The 25,060-nt window shown below is 61.0% G+C and carries 22 protein-coding genes; 8 read left to right on the top strand and 14 right to left on the bottom strand.

The window, feature by feature from the left end:
* Nucleotides 1–8 precede the first annotated feature (8 nt).
* A complete protein-coding gene (locus tag HBO09_RS04415) occupies nt 9–1,550 on the top strand; it encodes a phosphoenolpyruvate carboxykinase (RefSeq protein WP_169991838.1) in 1,542 nt (513 codons plus the stop codon).
* 117 nt (nt 1,551–1,667) lie between these two features.
* Here HBO09_RS04415 and HBO09_RS29165 read toward each other — a convergent pair whose 3' ends face one another.
* On the bottom strand, nt 1,668–2,024 hold the full coding sequence (locus HBO09_RS29165; RefSeq protein WP_169992268.1) for a DUF1493 family protein: 357 nt from the start codon (nt 2,022–2,024) through the stop codon (nt 1,668–1,670).
* A gap of 274 nt (nt 2,025–2,298) precedes the next feature.
* Nucleotides 2,299–2,730, bottom strand: coding sequence for a hypothetical protein (locus HBO09_RS04405; RefSeq protein WP_178120182.1), 432 nt, complete (start codon nt 2,728–2,730; stop codon nt 2,299–2,301).
* 342 nt (nt 2,731–3,072) lie between these two features.
* Here HBO09_RS04405 and HBO09_RS04400 point away from each other — a divergent pair, with 342 nt between their 5' ends.
* The 3 genes from HBO09_RS04400 to HBO09_RS04390 all read left to right on the top strand — a co-directional run bounded on the left by HBO09_RS04400 (nt 3,073) and on the right by HBO09_RS04390 (nt 6,903).
* A complete protein-coding gene (locus HBO09_RS04400) occupies nt 3,073–4,248 on the top strand; it encodes a tetratricopeptide repeat protein (protein ID WP_169991843.1) in 1,176 nt (391 codons plus the stop codon).
* 262 nt (nt 4,249–4,510) lie between these two features.
* Nucleotides 4,511–6,448 (top strand): RecQ family ATP-dependent DNA helicase, encoded by a 1,938-nt coding sequence (locus tag HBO09_RS04395; RefSeq protein WP_169991845.1) that lies wholly within the window; start codon nt 4,511–4,513, stop codon nt 6,446–6,448.
* A gap of 23 nt (nt 6,449–6,471) precedes the next feature.
* Entirely contained in the window at nt 6,472–6,903 is a 432-nt protein-coding gene (locus HBO09_RS04390; RefSeq protein WP_169991847.1) for a thioesterase family protein, read from the top strand.
* Nucleotides 6,904–7,047: 144 nt separating this feature from the next.
* Here HBO09_RS04390 and HBO09_RS04385 read toward each other — a convergent pair whose 3' ends face one another.
* The 4 genes from HBO09_RS04385 to HBO09_RS04370 all read right to left on the bottom strand — a co-directional run bounded on the left by HBO09_RS04385 (nt 7,048) and on the right by HBO09_RS04370 (nt 11,920).
* Nucleotides 7,048–7,527: a YMGG-like glycine zipper-containing protein gene (locus tag HBO09_RS04385; protein ID WP_029299799.1), complete on the bottom strand. Its 480-nt coding sequence runs from the start codon at nt 7,525–7,527 to the stop codon at nt 7,048–7,050.
* A gap of 223 nt (nt 7,528–7,750) precedes the next feature.
* Nucleotides 7,751–10,099: an FdhF/YdeP family oxidoreductase gene (locus HBO09_RS04380; protein WP_169991849.1), complete on the bottom strand. Its 2,349-nt coding sequence runs from the start codon at nt 10,097–10,099 to the stop codon at nt 7,751–7,753.
* On the bottom strand, nt 10,096–10,935 hold the full coding sequence (fdhD, locus tag HBO09_RS04375) for a formate dehydrogenase accessory sulfurtransferase FdhD (protein WP_169991851.1): 840 nt from the start codon (nt 10,933–10,935) through the stop codon (nt 10,096–10,098). Before fdhD ends, HBO09_RS04380 begins: the two co-directional genes overlap by 4 nt.
* A gap of 115 nt (nt 10,936–11,050) precedes the next feature.
* A complete protein-coding gene (locus HBO09_RS04370; RefSeq protein WP_169991853.1) occupies nt 11,051–11,920 on the bottom strand; it encodes a LysR family transcriptional regulator in 870 nt (289 codons plus the stop codon).
* Between the two features lie 134 nt (nt 11,921–12,054).
* Here HBO09_RS04370 and lysM point away from each other — a divergent pair, with 134 nt between their 5' ends.
* Nucleotides 12,055–12,495, top strand: coding sequence for a peptidoglycan-binding protein LysM (lysM, locus tag HBO09_RS04365; protein ID WP_029299807.1), 441 nt, complete (start codon nt 12,055–12,057; stop codon nt 12,493–12,495).
* Nucleotides 12,496–12,601: 106 nt separating this feature from the next.
* Here lysM and yrfG read toward each other — a convergent pair whose 3' ends face one another.
* Nucleotides 12,602–13,270: a GMP/IMP nucleotidase gene (gene yrfG / locus HBO09_RS04360; RefSeq protein ID WP_169991855.1), complete on the bottom strand. Its 669-nt coding sequence runs from the start codon at nt 13,268–13,270 to the stop codon at nt 12,602–12,604.
* A 91-nt stretch (nt 13,271–13,361) separates the two neighbouring features.
* Between yrfG and nudE the strand changes: the two genes are divergently transcribed.
* Both nudE and cysQ read left to right on the top strand, forming a co-directional pair.
* Entirely contained in the window at nt 13,362–13,928 is a 567-nt protein-coding gene (gene nudE, locus HBO09_RS04355; protein ID WP_169991857.1) for an ADP compounds hydrolase NudE, read from the top strand.
* Nucleotides 13,925–14,761: a 3'(2'),5'-bisphosphate nucleotidase CysQ gene (gene cysQ / locus HBO09_RS04350; RefSeq protein ID WP_169991859.1), complete on the top strand. Its 837-nt coding sequence runs from the start codon at nt 13,925–13,927 to the stop codon at nt 14,759–14,761. The genes nudE and cysQ overlap by 4 nt, the downstream gene beginning before the upstream one ends.
* A 78-nt stretch (nt 14,762–14,839) precedes the next feature.
* Here cysQ and HBO09_RS04345 read toward each other — a convergent pair whose 3' ends face one another.
* The 7 genes from HBO09_RS04345 to rfbB are packed head-to-tail and all read right to left on the bottom strand — an operon-like array spanning nt 14,840 to nt 21,919.
* Nucleotides 14,840–15,295, bottom strand: a complete 456-nt coding sequence (locus HBO09_RS04345; RefSeq protein ID WP_169991861.1) for a thioesterase domain-containing protein — start codon at nt 15,293–15,295, stop codon at nt 14,840–14,842.
* 26 nt (nt 15,296–15,321) lie between these two features.
* A complete protein-coding gene (locus tag HBO09_RS04340) occupies nt 15,322–16,704 on the bottom strand; it encodes a sigma-54 dependent transcriptional regulator (RefSeq protein ID WP_169991863.1) in 1,383 nt (460 codons plus the stop codon).
* Nucleotides 16,701–18,509, bottom strand: coding sequence for an ATP-binding protein (locus tag HBO09_RS04335; protein WP_169991865.1), 1,809 nt, complete (start codon nt 18,507–18,509; stop codon nt 16,701–16,703). Before HBO09_RS04335 ends, HBO09_RS04340 begins: the two co-directional genes overlap by 4 nt.
* Nucleotides 18,510–18,544: 35 nt before the next feature.
* A complete protein-coding gene (gene rfbD / locus HBO09_RS04330) occupies nt 18,545–19,426 on the bottom strand; it encodes a dTDP-4-dehydrorhamnose reductase (protein WP_169991867.1) in 882 nt (293 codons plus the stop codon).
* Nucleotides 19,423–19,968: a dTDP-4-dehydrorhamnose 3,5-epimerase gene (gene rfbC, locus HBO09_RS04325; RefSeq protein ID WP_169991869.1), complete on the bottom strand. Its 546-nt coding sequence runs from the start codon at nt 19,966–19,968 to the stop codon at nt 19,423–19,425. The genes rfbD and rfbC overlap by 4 nt, the downstream gene beginning before the upstream one ends.
* A complete protein-coding gene (gene rfbA / locus HBO09_RS04320; protein ID WP_169991871.1) occupies nt 19,965–20,840 on the bottom strand; it encodes a glucose-1-phosphate thymidylyltransferase RfbA in 876 nt (291 codons plus the stop codon). The genes rfbC and rfbA overlap by 4 nt, the downstream gene beginning before the upstream one ends.
* Entirely contained in the window at nt 20,837–21,919 is a 1,083-nt protein-coding gene (gene rfbB / locus HBO09_RS04315) for a dTDP-glucose 4,6-dehydratase (protein WP_169991873.1), read from the bottom strand. The genes rfbA and rfbB overlap by 4 nt, the downstream gene beginning before the upstream one ends.
* A gap of 176 nt (nt 21,920–22,095) precedes the next feature.
* On the opposite strand from rfbB, the gene HBO09_RS04310 reads away from it, so the two are divergent.
* Nucleotides 22,096–24,999: an aminotransferase gene (locus tag HBO09_RS04310; protein ID WP_169991875.1), complete on the top strand. Its 2,904-nt coding sequence runs from the start codon at nt 22,096–22,098 to the stop codon at nt 24,997–24,999.
* Nucleotides 25,000–25,060 lie beyond the last annotated feature (61 nt).

The following is a 25,060-nucleotide window of genomic DNA, read 5'->3' as shown; positions in this document are numbered from 1 at the left end:
GGAACCTCATGACGCAAGCCAATAACGCCGTATACACCGATCTGAGTGTTGACGATCTGGTCAAAGAAGCCCTGCAGCGCGGTGAAGGCGTGCTTGCCGATACTGGCGCGCTGGTCGTAGAAACCGGTCACCGTACCGGTCGTTCGCCAGTCGACCGTTTCATCGTTGAAGAGCCGTCCACCCAGGCCGCCATTGCCTGGGGCCCGATCAACCGCAAGTTCCCGGCCGACAAGTTCGATGCCCTGTGGGCTCGCGTCGAGGCTTTCAACAACGCGCAAGAGCATTTCGTTTCCCACGTTCACGTTGGTGCTGCCCAAGACCACTACCTGGCCGTGAAAATGACTACCCAGACTGCTTGGCAGAACCTGTTCGGTCGTTGCCTGTTCATCAATCCGGCCCAGTACAACCCGGCCGGCCGTGAAGAGTGGCAAGTGCTCAACGTTGCCAACTTCGAATGCGTACCAGAGCGTGACGGTACCAACTCCGATGGTTGCGTGATCCTCAACTTCGCCCAGAAGAAAGTCCTGATCGCTGGCATGCGTTACGCCGGCGAGATGAAGAAAGCCATGTTCTCGGTGCAGAACTTCCTGCTGCCGGCCGCTGACGTGCTGCCAATGCACTGCGCTGCCAACATCGGCGAAGAAGGCGACGTGACCCTGTTCTTCGGTCTGTCCGGCACCGGCAAGACCACCCTGTCCGCCGATGAAAGCCGTTACCTGATCGGTGACGACGAGCACGGCTGGGGCGAAGGTGTGGTGTTCAACATCGAAGGTGGTTGCTATGCCAAGTGCATCGACCTGTCCGAGAAGAACGAGCCCGTCATCTGGAAAGCCATCAAGCACGGCGCAGTCCTGGAAAACGTCGTGATCAACGATGCCAAGCACGCCGACTACACCGATGTCAGCCTGACCCAGAACAGCCGTGCCGCGTACCCGCTGGAGCACGTTGCCAAGCGTTCCGAGAAGAACCTGGGTGGCGAGCCAAACGCAGTAATCTTCCTGACCTGCGACCTGACTGGCGTGCTGCCACCGGTGTCGATCCTCAACGAAGAACAAGCGGCCTACCACTTCCTGTCCGGCTACACCGCGTTGGTGGGTTCGACTGAAATGGGTTCGGGCAGCGGCATCAAGTCGACCTTCTCCACCTGCTTCGGCGCGCCGTTTTTCCCGCGTCCGGCTGGCGAATACGCAGAGCTGCTGATCAAGCGCATCCGTGGCTTTGGCTCCAAGGTCTACCTGGTCAACACCGGCTGGACCGGCGGTGGCTACGGCGTCGGCAAACGCTTCAACATCCCGACCACCCGTGCGGTGATCGCTGCGATCCAGAGCGGCGCGTTGATCGGTGCGCAAACCGAGCACCTGGACACCATCAATCTCGACGTGCCATTGGCTGTACCTGGCGTTGAGACCGGCCTGTTGAACCCACGTAACACCTGGGCTGACAAGGCTGCCTACGACGAAGCAGCGAAGGCCCTGGCCGGCCTGTTCGTCGAGAACTTCAAGAAGTTTGAAGTGAGCGACGCGATCAAGGCCGCGGGTCCTAAGTTGTAAGACTCGCTAGCTGTTAAAAAGCCGCCCCCAGGGGCGGCTTTTTTGTGTGCGCAAATCTCTATGAATGTAGAGCGGGACGGCAAAAAAGGCGCAGATCCGAATGTGGGGCAGTGTTCTTCAGCTGAGATTTTCCAGCGTCTGCGTATCCCAGCTATGAGTCTTGATGGCCAGGTAAAGCATGCCGATGGTGAGCGGCATCTTCTCGCCCCGGCCCTTGGCGCGGTGTTTGAGGAACACATCAAATATCGGCGGGTTGAAGTAGCGATAAGCATCATAGTCGCCCAGGTCCAGATCAAATGCCTGCTCCAGCGCTTCCATAAACTGCCTGGCTTCGGCGCCGTCGCAACCGAGGTCGAAGTTCAGCGAAGTCTTAAGGCGGATGCTTTTGTGCTTGGGCAGGCCGATTTCTTCGTGCAGCAATTGCAGGAGTTGCTGCATGACGGGGTCTTCTGGGAAGTGGGGGGCCAGGTTCATGGTGGGGGCACGCAGGAGTGGGTGAGGGGGATGGTCGTGGCGATGACGGTACTTGTTGCGGGTCAAAAATAGTGCCAAGCCTATCAAGAACAGAGCGAGGGGGAGGAGTTGAATACTGAGAATGATGGCCACGTAAGGTAGCCAGAATGTCAGGATCAAGCCGCTTACGATAAACGTGGCAGCAAAACGCTTTCTGAGTGTGCAGTCGGTGATTTTGTAATACAGCAACAGATAAAAGGCGAAGAAGATCGCAGCCTGTAGGTAGAGCATTTGACTATGGCTCATTTGAGTACACATGCATTGAGAGGCTGGAACGCTGCGGGCCAATTCCCCCGCTGACCCTAGCCTCTAGGCCGATGATGATGTCTGCACGCTGGAAGTTGCGGAGCTGGCGGGATATCAAATCGCTGGTAGCCTTTTCGACCAGTGATTCTGCCTTGCTGGAAATGAGCCCAATTGGGGCTGCAATCGCACCTGAAATAACCTCTTTGATGACGTTATTCCGATTGTTCAGGCTATCTGCCTGCTTTCTGGTCAATGGTTTTGAAATGACCGCTGTCATGAAGCACGGAAGATCTTGGGCGAGCATTCGCTCGTACAGACTCTGTAGTCGCAGGCGAACTTCTGGCGCAGAGGCCTTTGCCTCTAGCAGGCAAAGGCTGGCAAGTGCTTGCTTGTCGTTGGGCTGTACGGTGAAACGAATCACGCTGAAGGTGACCCCGTAATGGCCAATGTATTGAGTCCTTTCAAGGTTCACGGATTTTTGCCGAGAGGGTTCAGAGTGCGCTAGTTTCGGCCAGGCGTGGCTGATTCTGTAGTGGGCTGAGTTTGCACTGGAGGCAGTTTGGGAAGTGTATGGTGCGCGGCTTGGCGATTTCCTACGGAGGCTTCCGATACTTGAGGTTTGACTGAGAGGCGCCCACGGGCAGGCGGGATAAAAACCACGTCACATTTTGTATAAAATCCCGGCAAAACCCCTGAATTCAGCGTATGTTTCACCGCAAAAATTTGTAGGGCAATTTCGCCCGCTACTTAAAGGGAGTTAAGCATGGGTTTGCTTCGTGTCGCCTCGGCGATGTCATTGTGTGCGGTGGCGTTTTCTGTCCAGGCCGAGCAGTTGCCGATTGAGGTGCTCAGTGCGGTGGTCAAGGACCAGAAAATCGCCGACGCCGAAGTCTTGCTGCAACGCAACGGCGCACAGAACGTGGTGGGGCGCACCAACGCCCAGGGCCAGGTCACCCTTACCAGCGAAGTTGCCGACGGCGCCGACAACCTGCTGATCATCAAGAAGCCCGGCTACTCCAACCTGGTGGTCAAATGCCCGTGTAAAGGCATGACCTACGCCATCAGCCCAGTGATGGAAAACCTCGACGGCCTGCGTGTGGTGCTGACCTGGGGGCAATCGCCTTCGGACCTCGACTCCCACATGATCTTCCCGGGCAACAATATCTACTTCAACAGCAAGACCGGCACCGACGCCGAGTTGGATGTGGATGACACCGACAGCTACGGCCCGGAAACCATCACCCTGCAGAAAAAACACTACGGCGAAAGCTACGTGTACGCCGTGCATGACTTCTCCAACCGCACCAATACCGGCTCCACGGCACTGTCCGAAAGCCAGGCCAAGGTGTTTGTGTACATGGGCCAGTCCCTGGTGCGTACCTACTACGTGCCGACCAATCGTACCGGTAACTTGTGGACGGTGTTCCGCATGACCGGCAGCGGCGACTTCCAGGACATCAATACCTTCACCGGCGTGCTGGTCGAAGCCAAGGATGTACTCAATGAAGTCAAACCCCTGCTCAACGATAGCGTTGCCGTTGATGCCGTGGTGGTGAGTTCCGCAGTCCAGGGTGACGCGAAAAAGCTGAACCTCAAAGGCGAAGCGGCCTACCAGGCCGGTAACCTGGATCAGGCAATCGATTACTTCCGCCAGGCAATCGAGCTGGATAACGCTTTCGGCAAAGCCTACGGCAACCTCGGCCTGGCTTATCAGAAAGCCGGCAACACTGCCGAGTCGATCTGGGCCAACCGCAAGGCGATCGCTTTGGCCAGCGGCCCTACAGCCGCCACCGTACGTGCCGGTTCCTACTACAACATCGCACGGATCTACGAAGCGGCCGGCCAGTTTGCCGATGCACTGCGTCACTACCAGTTGGCCAAGGAGCAGAAGGCCAATCCGGTGTACGACAAAGCCATTGAGCGTGTGCAAAACCGCTGATTGAGCTGTAGCGACGATGTAAAAAATGTGGGAGCGGGCTTGCTCGCGAATGCGTAGTGTCAGTCACTGACTGTGTATCTGATACACCGCATTCGCGAGCAAGCCCGCTCCCACATTGGTTTTTGAGTGTTTGCTAGATTGCCGACTGGGCCTCGTAGCCTGTGTATCATCCTGTCTCTCTTTTCCTCGCGACCTTTCTCGATTCGCTGAAAATACCGGGCTATGTTTTAGGCCTGTTCAGCGGTCAATGGAGTGACAGCTTATGCACGACACCCTCCAGCAGGTCTTTGGTTATCCCCAGTTTCGCCCAGGCCAGGAGGCCGCTGTCAGCGCCGTGTTGGCTGGCCGTTCGGCGGCGGCGATCTTTCCCACTGGTTCCGGTAAATCCCTCTGTTATCAACTCTCAGCCGTATTGCTGCCGCACCTGACGCTGGTGGTGTCGCCGCTGCTGGCGTTGATGCAGGACCAACTGGGCTTTTTACAGCGTCATGGTATTTCGGCTGGCAGCATTGATTCGGCGCAAAGTCGCGAGGAGGCCAATGACGTGATGGCCCGCGCCCGCTCCGGCGAGTTGAAAATCCTGATGATTTCTGTGGAGCGCCTGAAGAACGAGCGTTTTCGCAACTTTTTGCACAGCGTTTCGATTTCGTTACTCGTGGTAGACGAGGCGCACTGTATTTCCGAGTGGGGCCACAACTTCCGCCCGGACTACCTGAAGCTCCCCGACTACCAGCACCAGTTCAAGATTCCCCTGGCCCTGCTGTTGACGGCCACCGCGACGCCCAAGGTGATTGCGGATATGCAGGCCAAGTTCGCCATCGCCCCCGCTGATGTGATCACCACCGGCTTCTACCGGCCCAACCTCAACCTGTGGGTGGAGCCGGTCAGCGGCGTGGACAAGCGCCGGCGCCTGGTGGAGTGGATGGGTGAGCGGGCCAACCAGCCGAGCATTGTCTATGTCACCTTGCAGAAAACTGCCGAGCAGATCGCCGAGCACCTGAATCGCCATGGCATCCAGGCCGAGGCCTATCACGCAGGTTTGCCCCATGATAAACGCGAGGGCATCCAGCGCCGGTTCATGGGTGGCCAGTCCAATTGCATCGTCGCCACCATTGCCTTTGGCATGGGTATCGACAAGAGCGACATCCGCAACGTGGTGCACTTCGACCTGCCTAAATCCATCGAGAACTACAGCCAGGAAATCGGACGCGCCGGTCGCGATGGCCAGCCTTCGGAGTGCCTGGTGCTGGCCAACCGCGACAGCCTCACCGTGCTGGAGAACTTCGTGTATGGCGATACGCCGGAGCAGGAAGGCATCCGGCTGGTGCTGGAGGAACTGCTGGCAGCCCGGGATGACGGGCAATGGGAGTTTCTGCTGCGCTCGTTGGCAGAGCTGAGCAATATCCGTGAACTACCGCTCAAGACCTTGCTGGTGCAACTGGAGCTCAAGGGCGTCATTGCACCGCGCTATGCGTTTTATGCCGAGTATCGCTTCAAGTATCTGGTGGAGCCGGACGTGTTGCTGGCGCGTTTTTCCGGCGAGCGGCAGCAGTTTGTCGCCGCGATCATCCAGGTATGCAAACGGGCCCGCAGCTGGGCTACCGTGGACTTCGACGCGCTTTATCAACTGCACCAGGCCGAGCGTGGCCGGGTGGTCAAGGCGCTGGACTATTTCCAGGAGCAGGGGCTGATCGAGCTGGAGAGCAAGCAGATGACCGAGGTCTACAGCCTGCTCGATAGCGGATTTGATCCCCAGGTCATGAGCGCCGAGTTATACACAGGCTTCAAGCAGCACGAAGTCACGGAAGTGGCGCGGATCCATGGAATGCTGGCGCTGTTCGCCAGCGAGCGCTGCCTGGGCTTTCGGCTGGCCGAGTATTTTGGCGACGCCGATGCGCCCCGCCAGTGCGGGCATTGTTCGGTGTGCCGTGGCCAGATCGCCCATCTGCCAGCGCCCCCTGGCCTGGCACCGCTTGTGGATAAAAACTTCCAGGCATTGTGCGCAGATTTTATCCACAGGCATCATCAGCACACCGGCAGCTTGCCGGGGCCTGAACGCTTGACGCGGTTTTTATGCGGGATCAGCGTGCCATTGTTTACCAAACTCAAGGCCCGGGGGATTCCAGGGTTTGCCGCGCTGGAAGAGTATCCGTATGCCGAGGTGCTGGATTGGGCGGGGGCCCATCTGAACGACCTGTAAATTCACTTCAACGAGACTTGTCCATGCCTGACTCAATACCGCAGCGTGCCGATTACCGCCACTTCCAGCCGATCATTACGCGCTGGCACGACAATGATGTGTATGGCCATGTGAATAACGTCACCTACTACAGTTTTTTCGACACGGCGGTGAACACCTACCTGATTGAACAGGGCGGGCTGGATATCCATGACGGTGTAGTGGTGGGATTTGTGGTGAGTTCGGCATGCGACTATTTCGCTTCGATTGCCTTTCCCGACCGTATCGATATCGGCCTGCGGGTGGGCAAGTTGGGCAACAGTTCAGTGCAGTACGAGTTGGCGGTGTTCAAGGCCGGCGAAGACGAAGCCTGTGCGGCGGGGCGGTTTGTGCATGTGTTTGTGGACCGGGCGACAAACCAGCCGGTGACGATTGCGGGGATGTTGCGCGAGGCTTTGCAGCGGTTGGTGATCTGACCGCGAACGCGTAAACGCCACCGAAGCAAATGTGGGAGCGGGCTTGCCCGCGATGGCGGTGGATCAGTCAAGTATCCAATAACTGACCCACCGCCATCGCGGGCAAGCCCGCTCCCACACGGGGTATGCAGTGTTCTTTGGATTTTAGCGATGACGGTAGTGATGCTTGTTCTTGCGATGCCCATAGGCATGCCCACGACCACGATGATCATCACGGTCATAACGGCGGTTATCGCGCCCGCGATAGCGACGGTCGTCGTCATCGCTCTTGTTGCCCATGTAGTTGCCCAGCGCGCCGCCGGCACCACCGCCTGCTGCCGCACCGATCAGGCTGCCGGTGTTGCCGCCGACACTACGACCGACCACGTTGCCGCCTGCTGCGCCCAGTGCGCCGCCAATGGCTGCTTCGCCGCGGCTGCGTTTGTCTGCGCCCACTGCGCTACCGCCGGCGCCGCCCAGGGCCGCACCGATGGCCGAACCGGTATTGCCGCCGATCTGCTGGCCGACGACTGAACCTAGAACCCCGCCCAATGCGCCGCCTACACCGGCTTCGGTGGTGCCACCGGCCATGGCTGCGCCACTGACCAGGCCAAGGGACAACAAGAGAATCGAGGAGAACTTCATAGGTGAACCTCAAGGGGATGACGGCGCGATCCTGAGGTTGTCGGAATATTCTTACAATCGAATTCCGACCAGTGGTGCAGGTTGTATACAATTAGCTAAGTTACTGTTTTAAATAGGGAACTTAAGTTGTTTTTGCCGGTCTTTAGCTACTTCGGAACGGCCGCTTTTATGCAAAAGCGGCCTTTTTTGTGCCCGTAAAGATCGTTCCCAAGCGTGGAACCGATCAGGCGATTCTGGCCATTATCAAACCATTCTCGCTGGCCGCTTCCAGGCGAATTGCCACGAACTTGGAGGTAGGCGTATGGCTACCATCCCCAGTGCTTTCCAGCGGCACCAGCGGGTTGACCTCCGGATAGTAGGCCGCTGCCTGCCCCGCCGGAATATCGAACGCCAGCAGGGTAAAGCCCTTCACCCGTCGTTCACGGCCATCATCCCAGATCGATACGATATCGGCCTTCTGCCCCGGCTTGAAGCCCAGGCGGATGATGTCGGCTTCGTTGACGAACAACACGTCTCGCTGGCCCTTGACCCCGCGATAGCGGTCATCCAGGCCGTAGATAGTGGTGTTGTACTGATCGTGGGAACGCATGGACTGCATGATCAAGTCGGGCAACTGACCAGTGGCGCGGGTGCGTTCATGCACCAGGTCTTTGGGCAGGATGTTGGCGCGGAAGTTAGCGCGGCCTGACGGGGTATTCCAACGGCGGGCGCCGGCACTGTTGCCCAGGTAGAAACCGCCTGGGTGCTGTACACGCTCGTTGAAGTCCTTGAAGCCGGGAATGGTATCGGCGATCAAGTCGCGAATGCGGCGGTAGTCGGCCACCAGCCAGTTCCAGTCCACCGGCTTGCTGCCCAGGGTGGCAGCGGCGATGCCGGCGAGAATGGCCGGCTCGGACTTCATCAGTTTCGACAGTGGCTGCAACTGGCCATTGGAGGCGTGCACCATGCTGAACGAGTCTTCTACCGTCACTGCTTGCGGGCCATCGGCCTGAATATCGATGTCGGTACGTCCCAGGCACGGCAGGATCAAGGCCTGTTTGCCGTGGGCCAGGTGGCTGCGATTGAGCTTGGTGCTGATCTGCACCGTCAGGTCGCAGTTGCTCAAGGCCTGGAAGGTGCGAGGGCTGTCGGGCGTGGCTTGGGCGAAGTTGCCGCCCAGGCCGATAAACACCTTGGCACGACCTTCGAGCATGGCGTGGATCGCTTCGACCACGTTATGCCCGTTGTCGCGGGGCACTTTGAACTGGAAGCGACGCTCCAGGGCATCCAGGAAGGCCACGGGCGGCCGTTCGTTGATTCCCATGGTGCGATCGCCCTGCACGTTGCTGTGGCCGCGCACCGGGCACAGGCCGGCGCCGGGGCGGCCGATGTTGCCACGCAGCAGCATCAGGTTGGCGATTTCCTGGATGGTCGGCACCGAATGCCGATGCTGGGTGATGCCCATCGCCCAGCACATGATCACGTTCTTGCCTTTGGCGTACATGCGCGCCGCTTGCTCGATCTCCAGCAGGCTCAGGCCGGACTGCTCGACGATTTCATCCCAAGAGGTGTCGTCGATCTTGGCCAGGTAATCCAGCACGTTGACCGTGTGTTCATTGAGGAAGTCGTGGTCGAACACAGCTTCCTTGCCTTCGGCCTGGGCCTGGCGCTCCCACAGCAGCAGGAACTTGGCCATGCCGCGCAGGATGGCCATGTCGCCACCCAGTGCTGGCCTGAAGTACGCAGTGTTGGTTGGCTTGTCGCCGTTGGTGAGCATTTCCAGCGGGTGTTGCGGGTGCTGGAAACGTTCCAGGCCACGCTCTTTGAGCGGGTTGATACAGACCACCTGGGCGCCGCGCTTCACCGCTTCGCGCAGCGGTTCAAGCATGCGCGGGTGGTTGGTGCCGGGGTTCTGGCCCCAGACGAAAATCGCGTCGGCGTGTTCAAAGTCGTCAAACGTCACCGTGCCTTTACCCACGCCCACGCTTTGCGCCAGGGCCACGCCGCTGGCTTCGTGGCACATATTCGAGCAATCCGGGAAGTTGTTGGTGCCGTAGGCGCGCACGAACAGTTGATACAGGTACGCGGCCTCGTTGCTGGCGCGGCCCGAGGTGTAGAACTCGGCCATGTCCGGGCTTGGCAGGGCTTGCAGGTGCTTACCGATCAGGTCGAAGGCCGACTCCCAACTGATGGGCTTGTAGCGGTCGGTCTCGGCGTCATAGCTCATCGGCTCGGTCAGGCGGCCCTGGTATTCCAGCCAATAGTCGCTTTGCTCCAGCAGCGCGCTGACGCTGTGTTTGGCGAAGAACGCCGCATCCACCCGGCGCTTGGTGGCTTCCCAGTTGACCGCCTTGGCGCCGTTCTCGCAGAACTTGACCATGCCGCTCTCCGGCGAGTCACCCCATGCGCAGCCCGGGCAATCGAAGCCGCCGTTCTGGTTGGTCTTGAGCATCATGCGGATATTTTTCAGCGCGTTATCGCTGGTCAGCCACGCCTGCGCCACGCTGATCAGTGCGCCCCAGCCGCCAGCCGGGCCTTTGTAGGGCTTGTAGCGCGGGGTCGGGGTTTGGTCGGCTTGATGATGATTGCTCATGGCTGATACTCCATCGCAGGGCTGTAGACCCGCGGCGCGCTTTTTTGCGGCAGGTGGATAAGATTGAGGTTGTGCCGGCGCGCCCATTGCAGGGCCAGGCCGGTGGGCGAAGACAGGCTGACCAGGGTCTGGATGCCCGCACGCAGGACTTTCTGGATTAATTCGAGGCTGCAACGGCTGGTGACAATTGCCACGCCGCCTGTAGTCGGGATGCGCTGGCGGACCAAGGCGCCGATCAGCTTGTCCAGGGCGTTATGCCGGCCGATATCTTCGCGGCCCAGCAGCAGTTCACCCTGGCTATTCATAAACACCGCCGCATGCACCGCGCCGCTGTATTGGCCCAACGGCTGAAAGGCGCTGATACGCTGGCGCAAGCCCTCCAGCCAGGCGGCAGGCGGTAGCGGTGCGCCCGCCAGCACCTTGAGGTCTGGCAGCGCCTGCTCCACCGCTTCTACGCCGCACAGGCCGCAGCCGCTGGTGCCGGCCAGTTGCCGGCGCTGTTGCTTGAGGTTCCAGAAGGCGCGGCTGCAGATTTGCACCTGGGCGTACTGGGCCGAGCCTGTGCCGCTCAATTGCAGGTCATAGATATCGCTGATGTCGCTGATGATGCCGCTGCCCAGGCTGAAGCCGACGATAAAGTCTTCAAGATCGGCGGGCGTCACCAGCATGACGGCCTGGCTGATGTCGTTATAGGCAATCGCCAACGCGACTTCCTCGGCCAGCGCGGTGCTGGTCGATTGCGTGTGGTCGAGGTTGCAATACTGATAACTCTGGCTGGCGGCGGGCGCGGGCGTTGTCAGGGCGGGCGCCGCGCATGCTGGGCGCTGGGCGTTCATGAAGTCTAGTCACCGGCGAAGTGTTCAGAGTGAAGACTAGGCGCGACAAAGGGTCGCGTCTAATCGTCAGTACTGATCTTGCGATAGATGACGTCGATCAAGGTTCCGGTAGCGATTACTGATAAAGCGCGAAGCACGCCTCGGCCAGCGCCGAACGCGGCGCGCTGCGGCGCATGATCAGCCCTAGCTTGGCCAGGGTTTGCGCGTTTTCGATGGGTTGCAGGCGCAGGTGCTCGGTCAGGGCGTCGAGGCCACCGTCCAGGGGCATCACCGCACAACACAGGCCGCCGTGCACCGCCTGCAGCAACTGATGGACGGCATCGGTTTGCAGCAAGGGTTGGGGGGTCAGGCCGCGGCTGTGGAAGTTGTGGTCGATGGATTGGCGAAAGTGCATGCCGCTGGTAAGCATGCCCAAGGGCAGTTCGATCAGCGCCTCCCAGCTCAGGGGCTTTTCGCCGAAGCTGAAGAACCGTTGGTCGTACAGCAGGCCCATGCGGGTTTCTTCCAGGGCCAGGGAGTCAAAGCGCTCGGCGTCCAGGCGCTCGAGGTAGGACACGCCCAGGTCCAGGCGATTGCTCGCCAGTTGTTCGAGGATCTGCTCGGAGCTCAGGGCCGATAGCTCAAAGCGCAGGCTGGGGTGCTGCTTGTGCAACGCTTGCATCAAGGCCAGCGGATCGAAGCTCGACAGCGGCACCACCCCCAAGCGCAATGTTCCCACCAGGTTGCCTCGGCAGGCGGCCGCTTCGGCCTGCAGGCCGTCATAAGCTGCCAGCACCGTACGCGCCCAGGCCAACACCCGCTCGCCGGGGGCGGTAAAGCCCTCGAAACGCTGGCCGCGATTGACCAGCGGCAGCTCCAGCTCTTCTTCCAGGCTGCGCAGGCGCATCGACAGGGTCGGCTGGGTAATGTGGCAGCGCGCGGCGGCCTGGCCGAAGTGACGGGTTTCGTCGAGGGCGATGAGGAATTTCAGCTGTTTGATGTCCATCTTCGCTCCGGGGCTCTTATTCCAATGGCGGGGGGATTCTAGCGCGTTTGCGTCATTGGTCGGACTGGAACCAAGGTCTGTAAGACTGGTCTAGTCTTTGGCATCTGGAAACCCAATCCCAAGGAGAGCGCACTATGAGTCTTTTTAGCTTTATCAAAGAAGCCGGCGAGAAAATCGTTGATCTGTTGACGCCGGGTAATGCGAACGCGAGTGAGCAGTTGAAGGATCACGTTGCCAAGGTCGGCCTGGGTAATCCGAATGTGCAGACCACGGTGGACGGTGACAAGGTAACGGTCACCGGTGAAGTCGCCAGCCAGGAAGAGAAAGAGAAGATTTTGTTGGCGCTGGGCAACATTGCTGGTGTGGCTACTGTGGATGACCAAATCACCGTAGCTGGGCCCGTAGTTGTGGCTTCGCGCTTTGTTGTGGTGAAAAGCGGCGATACCCTAAGCGCGATCTCCAAGACCGTTTATGGCGATGCCAACAAATACAACAAAATCTTCGAGGCCAACAAGCCGCTGCTGTCGCACCCTGACAAAATCTACCCAGGGCAGACGCTGCGTATCCCTGAGTAAGTTTCTCCCCTTGTAGGAGCGAGCTTGCTCGCGAAGGTCGTTAACGATAACGCGGACATCCTGAATGAAAGCGCTGTCCAGACGTTTTTCGCGAGCAAGCTCGCTCCTACAACGATAATTCTGAAATCAATTCCCGGTAATCCTCGACCGCATCGAACTCCGCCGTATCCTTCGGCCCTTTGCGGCTGTCCGGCTCCTTGACCGCCAACAAATGCCCCACGCCAAAATCCCGCGCACTGCGCAGAATCGGCAACGTATCGTCGATAAACAGGCTGCGCGCCGGGTCAAAATCGATATCTGCCTGCAACGCGTCCCAGAACTGCGGGTTTTCCTTGGCAAAACCATAGTCGTGGGAGCTGATCAGTCGCTCGAAATACGGCGCCAACTCGATGCGTTCCAGCTTCAAAGACAGCGAGTCGCGGTGGGCATTGGTGATCAGGATCACGCGCTTTCCAGCCTTTTTGATCGCCGCCAGAAAGGTATCGGCGTCCGGGCGCAGGGCGATCAAGTGGGCGGTTTCCAGCTTGAGTTCGCGCACCGGAATCTTCAGTTCGGCGCTCCAGAAATCCAGGCAATACCATTGCAACTGGCCGGCGTTACGCTCGAACAGCGGCTGCAACTCCATCTCGGCCATGGCCTGGCTCACCCCGTGCAGTTCGGCATAGCGCCGGGGCAGGTGTTCCATCCAGAAGTGGTTGTCGAAATGCAGGTCGAGCAAGGTGCCGTCCATGTCCAGCAGGACGGTATCGATATCGGACCAGGGCAGTGGCGGCATGGTGGGTTCTCAAGCAGGTAAGTAAATATATCCGACACAGACAATCGGAAAAGCCACGGTATAGTAACCCGATCACGCCAAGGAGCCGTTTATGCGCCAGAAACCCACCGTCCTCGCCCGCGAAATTGTCGCCAGTAGTCGTTTGTTCCGCGTGGAGGAAGTGCAACTGCGCTTTTCCAATGGCGTTGAACGGACCTACGAGCGCTTGGTGGGCCGTGGTGCAGGGTATGGCGCGGTAATGATCGTGGCGATGATCGACGCGGACCACGCGCTGCTGGTGGAAGAATACTGCGGCGGCACGGATGAGTATGAACTGTCCTTGCCCAAGGGCCTGATCGAGCCGGGCGAGGACGTGTTGGCGGCGGCAGACCGTGAGCTCAAGGAAGAGGCGGGCTATGGCGCGCGGCAGTTGGAACACTTGACCGAACTGTCCCTGTCCCCCGGCTATATGAGCCAGAAAATCCAGGTGGTGCTGGCCACCGATTTGTACGAAGAGCGCCTGGAGGGCGACGAGCCCGAGCCGATGCGCGTGGACCGGGTCAACCTGCGCGAGCTTGCACAACTGGCGCAGAACGCGCAGTTCAGCGAAGGCCGCGCCCTGGCCGCGTTGTACCTGGTGCGAGACCTGTTGACCCAGCGCGGAGCCTACCAGCCATGAGCGAGTTGTTCCTCGGCCACCCCTACATTGCCCCGGTGATTGAACTGGCCCGCCAGGCCGGCGAGGCGATCCTGCCGTATTGGCGCGCCGATGTGGCCGTGACGGCCAAGAAGGATGATTCGCCGGTCACCGCCGCCGACCTGGCCGCCCATCATCTGATTCTCGACGGTCTCACCAAGCTGGACTCGAGCATCCCGGTGCTTTCGGAAGAAGACGCCGATATCGACCAGAGCGTGCGTGCCGGTTGGCAGCGCTGGTGGCTGGTAGATCCACTGGATGGCACCAAGGAATTTATCAGCGGCAGCGAAGAATTTACCGTCAACATCGCCTTGATCGAACAGGGGCGGGTGGTGTTTGGTGTGGTGTCGATGCCCACCAGTGGCCGCTGCTACTTCGGTGGCGCCGGCCTTGGAGCGTGGCGTTCCGACGTGAATGCTGCGCCCCGGGCGATCCAGGTGCGCCAGAAGCCCGCCGTTGGCGAGGCGTTCACCGTAGTCGCCAGCCGTCGCCATACCAGCCCCGAACAAGAGCGCTTGCTCGACGGATTGAGTGAAGGGCTGGGGGAGTTGAAGCTGGCCAATATCGGCAGCTCCTTGAAGTTTTGCCTGTTGGCCGAAGGCAGCGCCGATTGCTATCCGCGCCTGGCGCCGACGTCGCAGTGGGACACCGCTGCCGCCCAGGGCGTGCTTGAGGGCGCTGGCGGCGAAGTGCTGGAGTTGAATGGCCAGCCGTTCAGCTATCCGGCGCGGGAGTCGCTGTTGAACCCGTTCTTCCTGGCTTTGCCGGCCAAGGCCGCCTGGCGCGAGCGGTTGCTGGCCCTGGCAAGGTCATAAACCGCCGCGACCAAAAATGTGGGAGCAAGCCCGCTTCCACATAAGCCCTGTGCCCACAGTGGTTATGTGTTGCAGGGTTTAGCGGTGCAGGACGTACTGCCCGGTAAACACCACTGCCCGCTCTTCACTGCCCTCATTCACAATCCACGTCTGCAACGCCAGCCGCGCCCGGCCATGGCGCTTGTAGGTCGCCACAAAGCGCTTCCACACCTTGTCTTCCGGCGCCTGGCAAATCGCCGTGGCGTCTTGGGTGACAGGCAATGGGTAGCTGATCTGCCCTTCCTGGATCACGATATGCCCGTCTTCGATCCCTTCCTCACGCAATTGCAGGTGCAGCCAGCCCCAACCTGCGAGTACGGCGCCGCAGTACAAGCTGCCGCCAAACATGGTGCTCTTGTGATTGATATTGGCTTGCAAGGGTAAGTGCAGGCGCAGTTGCCGGTCCTGCCAGTCGAGCACCTTGAGGCCCATCTCCCGGGTCAGGGGGATGTCATGGTGCAGAATGGATTCCAGGTAACGGCTATCGCGGCTCATGGCGGTCTCTTGGCGGGTGGGAAAGGTCATTCGTCATCGGCGTGGGCGTTGCCGCTGTCGGCAAAGTTCAGCCCATGCTTGCGCAACTTGTCATGCAAGGTCTTGCGTGGCACCCCGAGGGCTTCGGCCAGGCTGCGCACGGAGCTGTGGGGGCGACCGAGTTCGGCGGCGATCAAGGCTTTTTCAAAGTGCTCGACTTGCTCGCTCAAGCCGCCGGTAGACATCGGTACGCCGGGCGCCGGGCCGTCGGGTGTGCTGTCCAGGGCCAGTTCCAGGCCGAGGGCGAAGCGTTCGGCGACGTTTTGCAGCTCCCGCACGTTGCCTGGCCAGTTATGGCGCAACAGCATTGCCCGTTGGCCGGGCTGCAACTCATGCAGTGGCAGGCCGTGGCGGCTACTGGCCTCGTCGGCGAAGTGCTGGAACAGCATCAAGGCATCTTCGCCACGCTCACGCAGGGGTGGAATGCGCAACGGCGCGACGTTCAGGCGGTAGTACAAGTCCGCGCGGAAGCGCCCCTGGTCGGCAGACTGGCGCAGGTCTTCCTTGGTGGCGGCGATGATGCGGATATCCAGCGGGATCTGCTGATTCCCCCCCAGGCGCTCGACCACGCGCTCTTGCAGCAGGCGCAGCAGCTTGACCTGTACATCCAAACTCATGCTTTCGATTTCATCGAGGAACAACGTGCCGCCGTTGGCAAATTCGAACTTGCCGATACGCCGCTTCTGCGCCCCGGTAAACGCCCCCGGCTCATGGCCGAACAGTTCGCTTTCCACCACGGATTCGGCCAGCGCCCCGGCGTTGATGGCAACGAAGGGCCCGGTGCGGCGGTTCGACAGGTCGTGCAGGGCGCGCGCTACCACTTCCTTGCCGGCGCCGGTTTCACCGAGGATCAGCACATCGGCGCGGGTTGCTGCCAGCGCGCCAATCTGCTCGCGCAGGCGCAGCATCGGCGCCGACTGGCCCACCAGGCGGGTGCTCAGTTGCTGGCGATCACTCAGCGCCAGGCGCAGGCTACGGTTGTCCAGCACCAGTCGGCGCAGGCTCAGGGCGCGGCGCACGCTGTCGAGCAGGGCGTCGCTGGCAAAGGGCTTTTCGAGGAAATCATAGGCACCAGCGCGCATCGCCTGTACGGCCAGAGGCACATCGCCGTGGCCGGTGATCAGTAGCACCGGCAACTCCGAGTCCTGGCCGTGCAGTTCGGCGAGCAGCTCCATGCCGTCCATGCCGGGCATGCGAATGTCGCTGACCACCACCCCCGGCCAGTCACGTGACAGCTGCGCCGTGAGGCCGGTGGCTTCGCCAAGGGGCAGGACTTTCAGCCCGGCCAGGTCCAGGGTCTGGCACAGGGCCTGACGCAGGTGCGGATCGTCGTCGATCAACACCACCTGAATCTGGTTATCGATACTCATACACTGCGGTCCTCGGACGGTTGCAGACTGACGCCAGGTGCTCCGGCGCGCAGTTTCAAGGTTATCAGTGCGCCGCCTTCCTTGTGGTTGGCGAACAACAGTTCGCCACCAAAGGCACGCATCAGGGTGTCACAGATGGCCAGGCCCAACCCCAGGCCCTGGGTACGGGTCTTGGTGGTGTAGAACGGCTCGCCGGCGCGGCCCAGGGCTTCCATGCAGAATCCCGGCCCGTTATCGCGGATGTAAAGGTTGACGCCTTGATCGGTGGATTCGGCACTCAGCCACAGTTTGCGCGGCGGGCCTTTTTCGGTGAGGGCGTCCAGGGCATTGGCCAACAGATTGCCCAGTACCTGGCGCAGGCGGGTTTCCCCGGCTTCCACCCACAGGGAGGCCTCTGGCAAGTCGCGGATCAGTTCCACTTCCATGGCCCGCCGACGCTTGGCCAGCAACGCCAGCGCATCGTCCAGGGCCGGTTGCAGGGCCACGCTTTCCGGGGCATGCCGGTCGCGGCGGGCAAAGGCGCGCAAGTGGGCGATGATCGAGGCCATGCGCCCGGTCAGTTCGCTGATCAGCTTGAGGTTGCCTCGGGCGTCGTCGGTGCGCTGGTGGTCGAGCAGGATCTCGGCGTTTTCCGCGTAACTGCGGATGGCCGCCAAGGGCTGGTTGAGTTCATGGCTGATACTCGCCGACATGGTACCCAGCGCCGACAGTTTGCCGGCTTGCACCAGGTCATCCTGGGCGCGTACCAGTTCCTGCTGGGCATTTTCCCGCTCCAGTACTTCTTGGCGCAGGCGGCGGTTGAGGCCTTCGAGGTCGCTGGTCCGTTCGGCCACGCGCATTTCCAGCTCGCGCCGGGCCTTGGCTTCAAAGGCAATGCGTTCCAGGTAATGACGACGACGCTGCATCATCAAGCCGAGCAGCAGCATTAGCACCAGCAAGGTCGCGCCGCCGACCGCGACTACCGTGCGCACGGGGCGGTCGATCAGGGTGCGGGGGGCGAGGATTTCCACATTCCAGCCGGTTTCGGCGATTTCGCTGGATTGGCGCAGCCAGGCGCTGGGGCTGAAATTCAGGGGCTGCGGATCGCGGGTCGGATAGGGCTGGATCGCGATGATCGCCTGGCGCTCGGCCTCGGTCAGGGGGCGGGTCGCACGAAAACGCCATTGCGGGCGTGAGGTCAGGATCACCACGCCATTGTGGTCAGTCACCAGCAGTTGTTCGGGAGTCTTGCCCCACAGGCTTTCGGTATGGTCCAGGTCAACCTTGACCACCAGCACGCCGATCACATGCTCATCTTCGCGCACCGCAGCGGCGAAGAAGTATCCGCGCTTGGCTGAGGTGGTGCCCAGGCCGAAGAAACGGCCCAGGCGCCCGGCCATGGCTTCGCTGAAATAAGGTCGAAAGGAAAAGTTGCGGCCGACGAAACTGTCCTGTTTGTCCCAGTTCGAGGCGGCCAGGGTCTTGCCGCGGGTGTCCATCAGGTACATCACTTCCACGCCTGCCTGGGCCGCGACCTGCTTGAGCAATTGGTTGGCGGCGACCAGGTTGGTGCTGACGTGGGGCGCCGCCAGGGCGGTGCGCAGGGCCGGCAGGTCGCCGAGGATTTGCGGCAGCACTTCGTAACGGTGCAGGGTACCCAGCAGGTTGGCGACGTACAGGTCGAGGGTCTGGCGGTTCTGCCCGGCCAGTTCGCTGCGGTAGTAACGCTCGGCCAGATGCTCCAGCGGCCACAGCAGCGGGGCCAGGCACAAGGCCAACAGGGCCAGGCTGCGCCAGCGGGGTCTTGGTGGAAGGGGTGGAGTCATGTAAGTCTGCGCCTGTGGGTACAGGCGCATTATGCCTAGTGCTGCTGTGCAAGACACTCGCGCAATGCTTCGCGCCATTGTGGTTGGCCGACTTGCCATTGTTGTTGCAGGCGGCTGCAATCGAGGCGCGAGTTCAACGGGCGCTTGGCGGGCGTTGGGTAGTCACTGGCGGGAAGCCCTTCCAGCTCGGCGCAGGCCTTGCCTTCTGCCAGCAGGTGCTCGCCAATGGCCTGGGCAAAGCCGAACCACGAGGTCTCGCCCTGGGCCGTCAGGTGATACACGCCCCAGTCTCCGGCCTGGCCTGCCTGCCAGCGCTCGATCAGTGCACGGGTGCTGTTGGCGATGGTCCCGGCCCAGGTCGGCGCACCGATCTGGTCGGCGACGATGCGCATCTGCGGCTTTTCCTGGAGCAGACGCTGCATGGTCAGCAGGAAATTCTTGCCGTGGCTCGAATACACCCAACTGGTGCGCAGGATCAGGTACTGACCGCCCACCGCCGCGATGGCCTGTTCGCCCGCCAGCTTGCTCAGGCCGTAGACGCCCAACGGGTTGGGCGCGTCGTCCTCGCTGTAGGGCGCAGGTTTGCTGCCGTCGAACACATAGTCGGTGGAGTAGTGGATCAACGGAATGCCCAGGACCTTGGCTTCTTCGGCCAGGATGCCGGGCGCGGTGGCATTGATCGCGAAGGCAACGTCGGGCTCGTTCTCGGCCTGGTCCACAGCGGTATGCGCCGCAGCGTTGATGATCAGCCCGGGGCGATGGCTGCGTACCTGTTGGCGGATCTGTTCGGGGTTGGCCAGGTCGAGCTGGTCGCGACCCAGCACCACCAGTTCGCCCAGGCCCTGCAGCCGCTGTTGCAACTCACGGGAAACCTGGCCGTGTTGGCCGGTGATGAGGATTTTCAAGGGTGTGCTCATGGGAACAGGTCGGCTTCCAGCAGGGGCTTGCCCTGCTGATCCTTGGCGGATAGTTGTGGCGGCTCGGTCAATTGCCAGTCAATGGCCAGCGTTGGGTCATTCCACAAAATGCAGCGCTCGGCACTTGGCTGGTAATAGTCGGTGGTTTTGTAGAGGAACTCGGCGTAGTCGCTCAATACCACGAAGCCATGGGCAAACCCTTCCGGTACCCACAGTTGCCGATGATTCTGCGCGGACAGGCGCACACCCACCCATTGGCCGAAACTCGGTGAACTGCGGCGGATGTCGACCGCCACGTCCAGGACCTCGCCGGCGCTGACGCGCACCAGTTTGCCCTGGGTGTGTTCCAGTTGGTAATGCAGGCCGCGCAATACGCCTTTCTGTGAGCGTGAGTGGTTATCCTGGACAAAGTTGCGCGTAAGGCCGGTGGCCTCTGCAAACGCGCGGGCATTGAAACTTTCGTAGAAAAAGCCGCGTTCGTCACCGAACACTTTGGGTTCGATGATCAACACGCCCGGCAGGGTGGTTTCGACGATGTTCACTGGCGCTCTCCAGCCAGGGCAAACAGGTACTGCCCATAGCCGGTCTTGCCAAAATATTTAGCGCGCTCGAGCAAGTGCTCACGGTCGATCCAGCCGCTCTGGTAGGCGATTTCTTCCAGGCACGCGACTTTCAAGCCTTGGCGGTGCTCGATGGTTTGTACGTACTGCGAGGCCTCCAGCAGGCTGTCGTGGGTACCTGTGTCGAGCCAGGCGAAACCCCGGCCAAAACGCTCAACCTGAAGGTCGCCTCGTTGCAGGTAGGCATTGTTGACGTCGGTGATCTCCAGTTCGCCGCGTGGCGAGGGTTTGATCGATTTGGCAATCTGGATCACGTCGTTGTCGTAGAAGTACAGGCCCGTCACGGCATAGCTGGATTTGGGCGTGAGAGGCTTCTCTTCAATGGACAGGGCGCGGCCTTCGCTATCGAAGTCGATTACGCCAAAGCGCTCCGGGTCCTTGACCCAGTAGCCGAACACCGTGGCGCCCTTGTCGCGTTTGACGGCGCTGTGCAGTTGCTGGCTAAAGCTCTGACCGTGGAAGATGTTGTCGCCCAGAATCAGGCACACAGGGTCCTTGCCAATAAATGCTTCGCCGATCAGGAATGCCTGGGCCAGGCCGTCCGGGCTGGGCTGCTCGGCGTAGCTGAAGGTAACCCCGAACTGGCTACCGTCCCCCAGTAGGTTGCGGTACTGCGGCAGGTCCGCCGGGGTCGAAATCACGAGAATTTCCTTGATGCCTGCGAGCATCAGCACCGAGATCGGATAGTAGATCATCGGTTTGTCATAGATCGGCAACAACTGCTTGGACACCCCCAGAGTAATGGGGTGCAAGCGGGTGCCGGAGCCGCCGGCCAATACAATTCCCTTCATCATGCGATCAGATCCTTTAGGTCTGTGTTGCCCAGTCGTTGTCCTTGATAGCTGCCGTCCTGCACCCGGCGGCACCACTCCAGGTTATCCAGATACCACTGAACGGTCTTGCGCAGGCCGGTTTCGAAGGTTTCTTCAGGAACCCAGCCCAATTCGCGCTCGATCTTGCTGGCATCGATGGCGTAGCGCTGGTCGTGGCCTGGGCGATCCTTGACGAAGGTGATCAGGTCGGTGAACTGGGCAATGCCGGCTGGGCGCTGTGGCGCCAGCTCTTCGAGCAGGGCACAGATGCCACGCACTACGTCGATGTTTTTCTGTTCGTTGTGACCGCCGATATTGTAGGTCTCGCCCACCACACCTTCGGTGACCACTTTGAGCAGCGCACGGGCGTGGTCTTCGACAAACAGCCAGTCGCGTACTTGCAGGCCATCGCCGTACACCGGCAGGGCTTTGCCTGCCAAGGCATTGAGGATCACCAGCGGGATGAGTTTCTCGGGGAAGTGGAACGGCCCGTAGTTGTTCGAGCAGTTGGTCAGCAGCACCGGCAAGCCGTAGGTGCGCTGCCAGGCGCGAACCAGGTGGTCGGATGCCGCCTTGCTCGCGGAGTAGGGCGAGCTTGGCGCGTAAGGCGTGGTTTCGGTGAACAGATCATCCACGCCATGCAGGTCGCCATACACTTCGTCGGTAGAGATGTGATGGAAGCGGAAGGCGCTCTTGGCCGGCTCTGCCAACTGTTGCCAGTAGGCGCGAGTGGCCTCAAGCAGGCTGTAGGTGCCGACGATGTTGGTCTGGATAAAGTCCGACGGACCGTCGATGGACCGGTCGACATGGGACTCGGCAGCCAGGTGCATGATGGCCTGGGGCTGAAAGCGTGCCAGCACTGCGCTGACGGTGGCCTGGTCGATGATATCGGCCTGGACGAATTCATAGCGGGTATTGGTCGCAATGCTGGTCAGCGACTCAAGATTGCCGGCGTAGGTCAGTTTGTCGAGGTTGAGCACTTCATGCCCGGTATGTTGAATCAAGTGCCGGACCAGAGCCGAGCCAATAAATCCTGCACCGCCGGTAATCAGAATGCGCATGTCAAAAGCCCTTTTCCTTAGACAGACATAAAGCGAATGGAGCATAGCTTGTGTTGTGGCGCGGGCCGGTGCAAGGGCGTGCGGTCAGATTGGCGGCTTGGCCGTCGCCCAGGGCTTGCGCAAACCCCTTCAACAATGGCGATATAAGCGCCGGACAAAAAACCAGGGGCCGTCACATGTTGCTCGATACATTGATCCGCCGCGCCAGTTTGCCGTGCCCGCAGGTCGGGCCGCAGCAGGCTTTGCAGTTGCTGGAGCAGCATTACGGCCTCAGTGGCACGCTGCAGTCCCTGGGCAGCCAGCAAGACCTCAATTACCGAGTCGATAGCGACCGTGGTCGCTTCGTCCTGAAAATCTGCCGTGGCGAGTATGCCGCCATTGAATTGCACGCCCAGCATGCGGCCCTGGCGCACTTGCAATCCGGGGTGCGGGTGCCAGAGGTCATCAGGGCCCTCGATGGCGAGCAACTGCTGACCGTGACGGTAGCCGGGCAAACCCTGCATGTGCGGTTGCTGGACTATATCGAAGGCCAGCCGCTGACCCACCTGCCGCACCTGGGCCGTGAGGTGATCGAAGGTTTTGGCCGGCTGTGCGGGCAGATGAGCCTGGCATTGGCCAGCTTCACCCATGCGGGCCTTGAGCGCACGCTGCAGTGGGACCCGCGCCATGCCCGGGAGCTGATCAGTCATTTGTTGTCGACACTCGACAACCTGCCGCACCGCGCGGCCCTGGAGCGGGTCGCCGCACAGGTCGAGCAACGTATCCGGCCCCTGGCCGATCAATTGCCCTGGCAAGCCGTGCATATGGATATCACCGATGACAATGTGGTCTGGCAGCGCGATGCCCAGCGGCATTGGCAGGTGCAGGGTGTCATCGATTTCGGCGATCTGGTGCACACCTGGCGGATTGCCGATCTGTCGGTGACCTGCGCCGCGTTACTGCACCATGCAGAAGGCGACCCGTTCGCGATCCTGCCGGCGATCCAGGCCTGTCACGCCCTGACGCCCTTGCAGCCGCAGGAGTTGCAGGCGCTGTGGCCGCTGATCGTGGCCCGCGCGGCGGTATTGGTGTTGAGCAGTGAACAGCAGCAGCGCCTGGACCCGGATAACGCCTACCTGTTGAAGAATGCCGAACACGAGTGGGAAATCTTCCAGGTTGCCACCTCGGCGCCATTTGAGTTGATGGAGTCGGCGATCCTCGCTTGCGTCGGCGCGCCCCCACCGCTCACCGCCAGCGAAGGCTTTGCCCCGCTGCTACCAGGCCTGGTTGGGCGTGAGTTTGCGCTGATCGATCTGGGCGTGCTCAGCCCGCATTTTGAGGCGGGCAACTGGGAAGCCCCCGGCATCGATCAGCAGCTATTGCAGCAAGCGGCCGCGGCCCATGGCTTGGCGGCCAGCCGCTATGGTCAATATCGCCTGTCCCGCACACGCCCCGACAGCGCGGCCGAACCCGATACCTGCGCGCTGCATGTCGAGTTGCACGCGCCCCCGGGCACTGTCGTACAGGCGCCGTTTGCCGGCACCCTGCGCCGCACGGCCGATGGCGGGTTATGTGTGCACAGTGCGCAACTGAACGTATGGCTGTGGGGTGTTGAACCGGTGTTGCAGGCTGGCGCAGCGGTGCTCAAGGGCCAGGTCCTGGGTGAGGTTGGCGGGCTATTGGCGGTGCAACTGTGCCGCGTCGATCTTGAGCCACCGTTGTTCTGCACGCCATCGCGCGCAGCGGCCTGGCAGGCGTTGTGCCCCTCGCCGGCGACGCTGCTGGGCCTTGCCTGCGACGCCGAGCCAGAGCTGGATCCACACGCCTTGCTGGCCCGGCGCGATGCCAGCTTTGCGCGCTCGCAGAAGCACTATTACGTCGACCCGCCACGCATCGAGCGCGGTTGGCGCAACCATCTGATCGACATGCAGGGCCGTTCGTATCTGGACATGCTCAACAATGTCGCGGTGTTGGGCCACGGCCATCCACGCATGGCGCAGGTGGCGGCGCGGCAGTGGTCGTTGCTCAACACCAACTCACGCTTTCATTACGCCGCGATTGCCGAGTTCTCCGAGCGCTTGCTGGCCCTGGCCCCGGATTCCATGGACCGGGTGTTCCTGGTCAACAGTGGCACCGAAGCCAACGACCTGGCGATCCGCCTGGCCTGGGCCTACAGCGGCGGGCGCGACATGCTCAGCGTGCTGGAGGCTTATCACGGTTGGTCGGTGGCGGCCGATGCGGTGTCCACTTCGATCGCCGACAATCCCCAGGCCTTGAGCAGCAGGCCAGACTGGGTGCATCCGGTGACCGCGCCCAATACCTATCGTGGCCAATTCCGTGGCCCGGACAGTGCGCCGGATTATGTGCGCAGCGTCGAGCACAACCTGGCGAAGATTGCGGCCAGTCAGCGCCAACTGGCGGGTTTTATCTGCGAGCCGGTGTATGGCAATGCCGGCGGTATTTCCTTGCCGCCGGGCTACCTGCAGCAGGTGTACGCCCTGGTCCGTGCCCAGGGCGGGGTATGTATTGCCGATGAAGTGCAGGTCGGTTACGGACGCATGGGCCATTTCTTCTGGGGTTTTGAAGAGCAAGGCGTGGTGCCGGACATCATCACCATGGCCAAGGGCATGGGTAACGGCCAGCCCCTGGGCGCGGTGATTACCCGCCGGGAAATCGCCGAAGCCCTGGAGGCCGAAGGGTATTTTTTCTCGTCCTCAGGCGGCAGCCCGGTGAGTTGCCGGATCGGCCTGGCAGTGCTGGATGTGATGGAGGAAGAGAAACTCTGGGAAAACGCTCAGGTGGTCGGCGGGCATTTCAAGGCGCGGCTGCAAGCGTTGATCGAGCGCCATCCCCTGGTGGGGGCGGTGCATGGCTCGGGCTTCTACCTGGGGTTGGAGTTGGTGCGGGATCGGCAGACGCTGGAGCCGGCCACCGAAGAGACCGCACTGTTGTGCGATCGTCTACGTGAGTTGGGGGTTTTCATGCAGCCGACTGGGGACTATCTGAACATCCTCAAGATCAAGCCGCCGATGGTTACGTCTAAACGTAGTGTGGATTTCTTTGTCGACATGTTGTCGAAGGTGTTGGATGAAGGGTTGTAGACACCTTTCTATGAGTTGAAATGAGATCACCACTGTGGGAGCGGGCGATGGGGTTTCAGAA

Origin of the sequence: Pseudomonas sp. WS 5027, assembly GCF_012985695.1 — a bacterium.
GTDB classification, from domain to species: Bacteria; Pseudomonadota; Gammaproteobacteria; order Pseudomonadales; family Pseudomonadaceae; genus Aquipseudomonas; species Aquipseudomonas hygromyciniae.
This window is presented reverse-complemented; position numbering and strand designations above follow the sequence as displayed.

Excerpts from the sequence above, each read along its gene's own strand:
- HBO09_RS04415 (WP_169991838.1), top strand. The coding sequence starts at position 9 with ATGACGCAAGCCAATAACGCCGTATACACCGATCTGAGTGTTGACGAT.
- HBO09_RS29165 (WP_169992268.1), bottom strand. The coding sequence starts at position 2,024 with ATGAACCTGGCCCCCCACTTCCCAGAAGACCCCGTCATGCAGCAACTC.
- HBO09_RS04400 (WP_169991843.1), top strand. The coding sequence starts at position 3,073 with ATGGGTTTGCTTCGTGTCGCCTCGGCGATGTCATTGTGTGCGGTGGCG.
- HBO09_RS04395 (WP_169991845.1), top strand. The coding sequence starts at position 4,511 with ATGCACGACACCCTCCAGCAGGTCTTTGGTTATCCCCAGTTTCGCCCA.
- HBO09_RS04390 (WP_169991847.1), top strand. The coding sequence starts at position 6,472 with ATGCCTGACTCAATACCGCAGCGTGCCGATTACCGCCACTTCCAGCCG.
- HBO09_RS04385 (WP_029299799.1), bottom strand. The coding sequence starts at position 7,527 with ATGAAGTTCTCCTCGATTCTCTTGTTGTCCCTTGGCCTGGTCAGTGGC.
- HBO09_RS04380 (WP_169991849.1), bottom strand. The coding sequence starts at position 10,099 with ATGAGCAATCATCATCAAGCCGACCAAACCCCGACCCCGCGCTACAAG.
- fdhD (WP_169991851.1), bottom strand. The coding sequence starts at position 10,935 with ATGAACGCCCAGCGCCCAGCATGCGCGGCGCCCGCCCTGACAACGCCC.
- HBO09_RS04370 (WP_169991853.1), bottom strand. The coding sequence starts at position 11,920 with ATGGACATCAAACAGCTGAAATTCCTCATCGCCCTCGACGAAACCCGT.
- lysM (WP_029299807.1), top strand. The coding sequence starts at position 12,055 with ATGAGTCTTTTTAGCTTTATCAAAGAAGCCGGCGAGAAAATCGTTGAT.
- yrfG (WP_169991855.1), bottom strand. The coding sequence starts at position 13,270 with ATGCCGCCACTGCCCTGGTCCGATATCGATACCGTCCTGCTGGACATG.
- nudE (WP_169991857.1), top strand. The coding sequence starts at position 13,362 with ATGCGCCAGAAACCCACCGTCCTCGCCCGCGAAATTGTCGCCAGTAGT.
- cysQ (WP_169991859.1), top strand. The coding sequence starts at position 13,925 with ATGAGCGAGTTGTTCCTCGGCCACCCCTACATTGCCCCGGTGATTGAA.
- HBO09_RS04345 (WP_169991861.1), bottom strand. The coding sequence starts at position 15,295 with ATGAGCCGCGATAGCCGTTACCTGGAATCCATTCTGCACCATGACATC.
- HBO09_RS04340 (WP_169991863.1), bottom strand. The coding sequence starts at position 16,704 with ATGAGTATCGATAACCAGATTCAGGTGGTGTTGATCGACGACGATCCG.
- HBO09_RS04335 (WP_169991865.1), bottom strand. The coding sequence starts at position 18,509 with ATGACTCCACCCCTTCCACCAAGACCCCGCTGGCGCAGCCTGGCCCTG.
- rfbD (WP_169991867.1), bottom strand. The coding sequence starts at position 19,426 with ATGAGCACACCCTTGAAAATCCTCATCACCGGCCAACACGGCCAGGTT.
- rfbA (WP_169991871.1), bottom strand. The coding sequence starts at position 20,840 with ATGATGAAGGGAATTGTATTGGCCGGCGGCTCCGGCACCCGCTTGCAC.
- rfbB (WP_169991873.1), bottom strand. The coding sequence starts at position 21,919 with ATGCGCATTCTGATTACCGGCGGTGCAGGATTTATTGGCTCGGCTCTG.
- HBO09_RS04310 (WP_169991875.1), top strand. The coding sequence starts at position 22,096 with ATGTTGCTCGATACATTGATCCGCCGCGCCAGTTTGCCGTGCCCGCAG.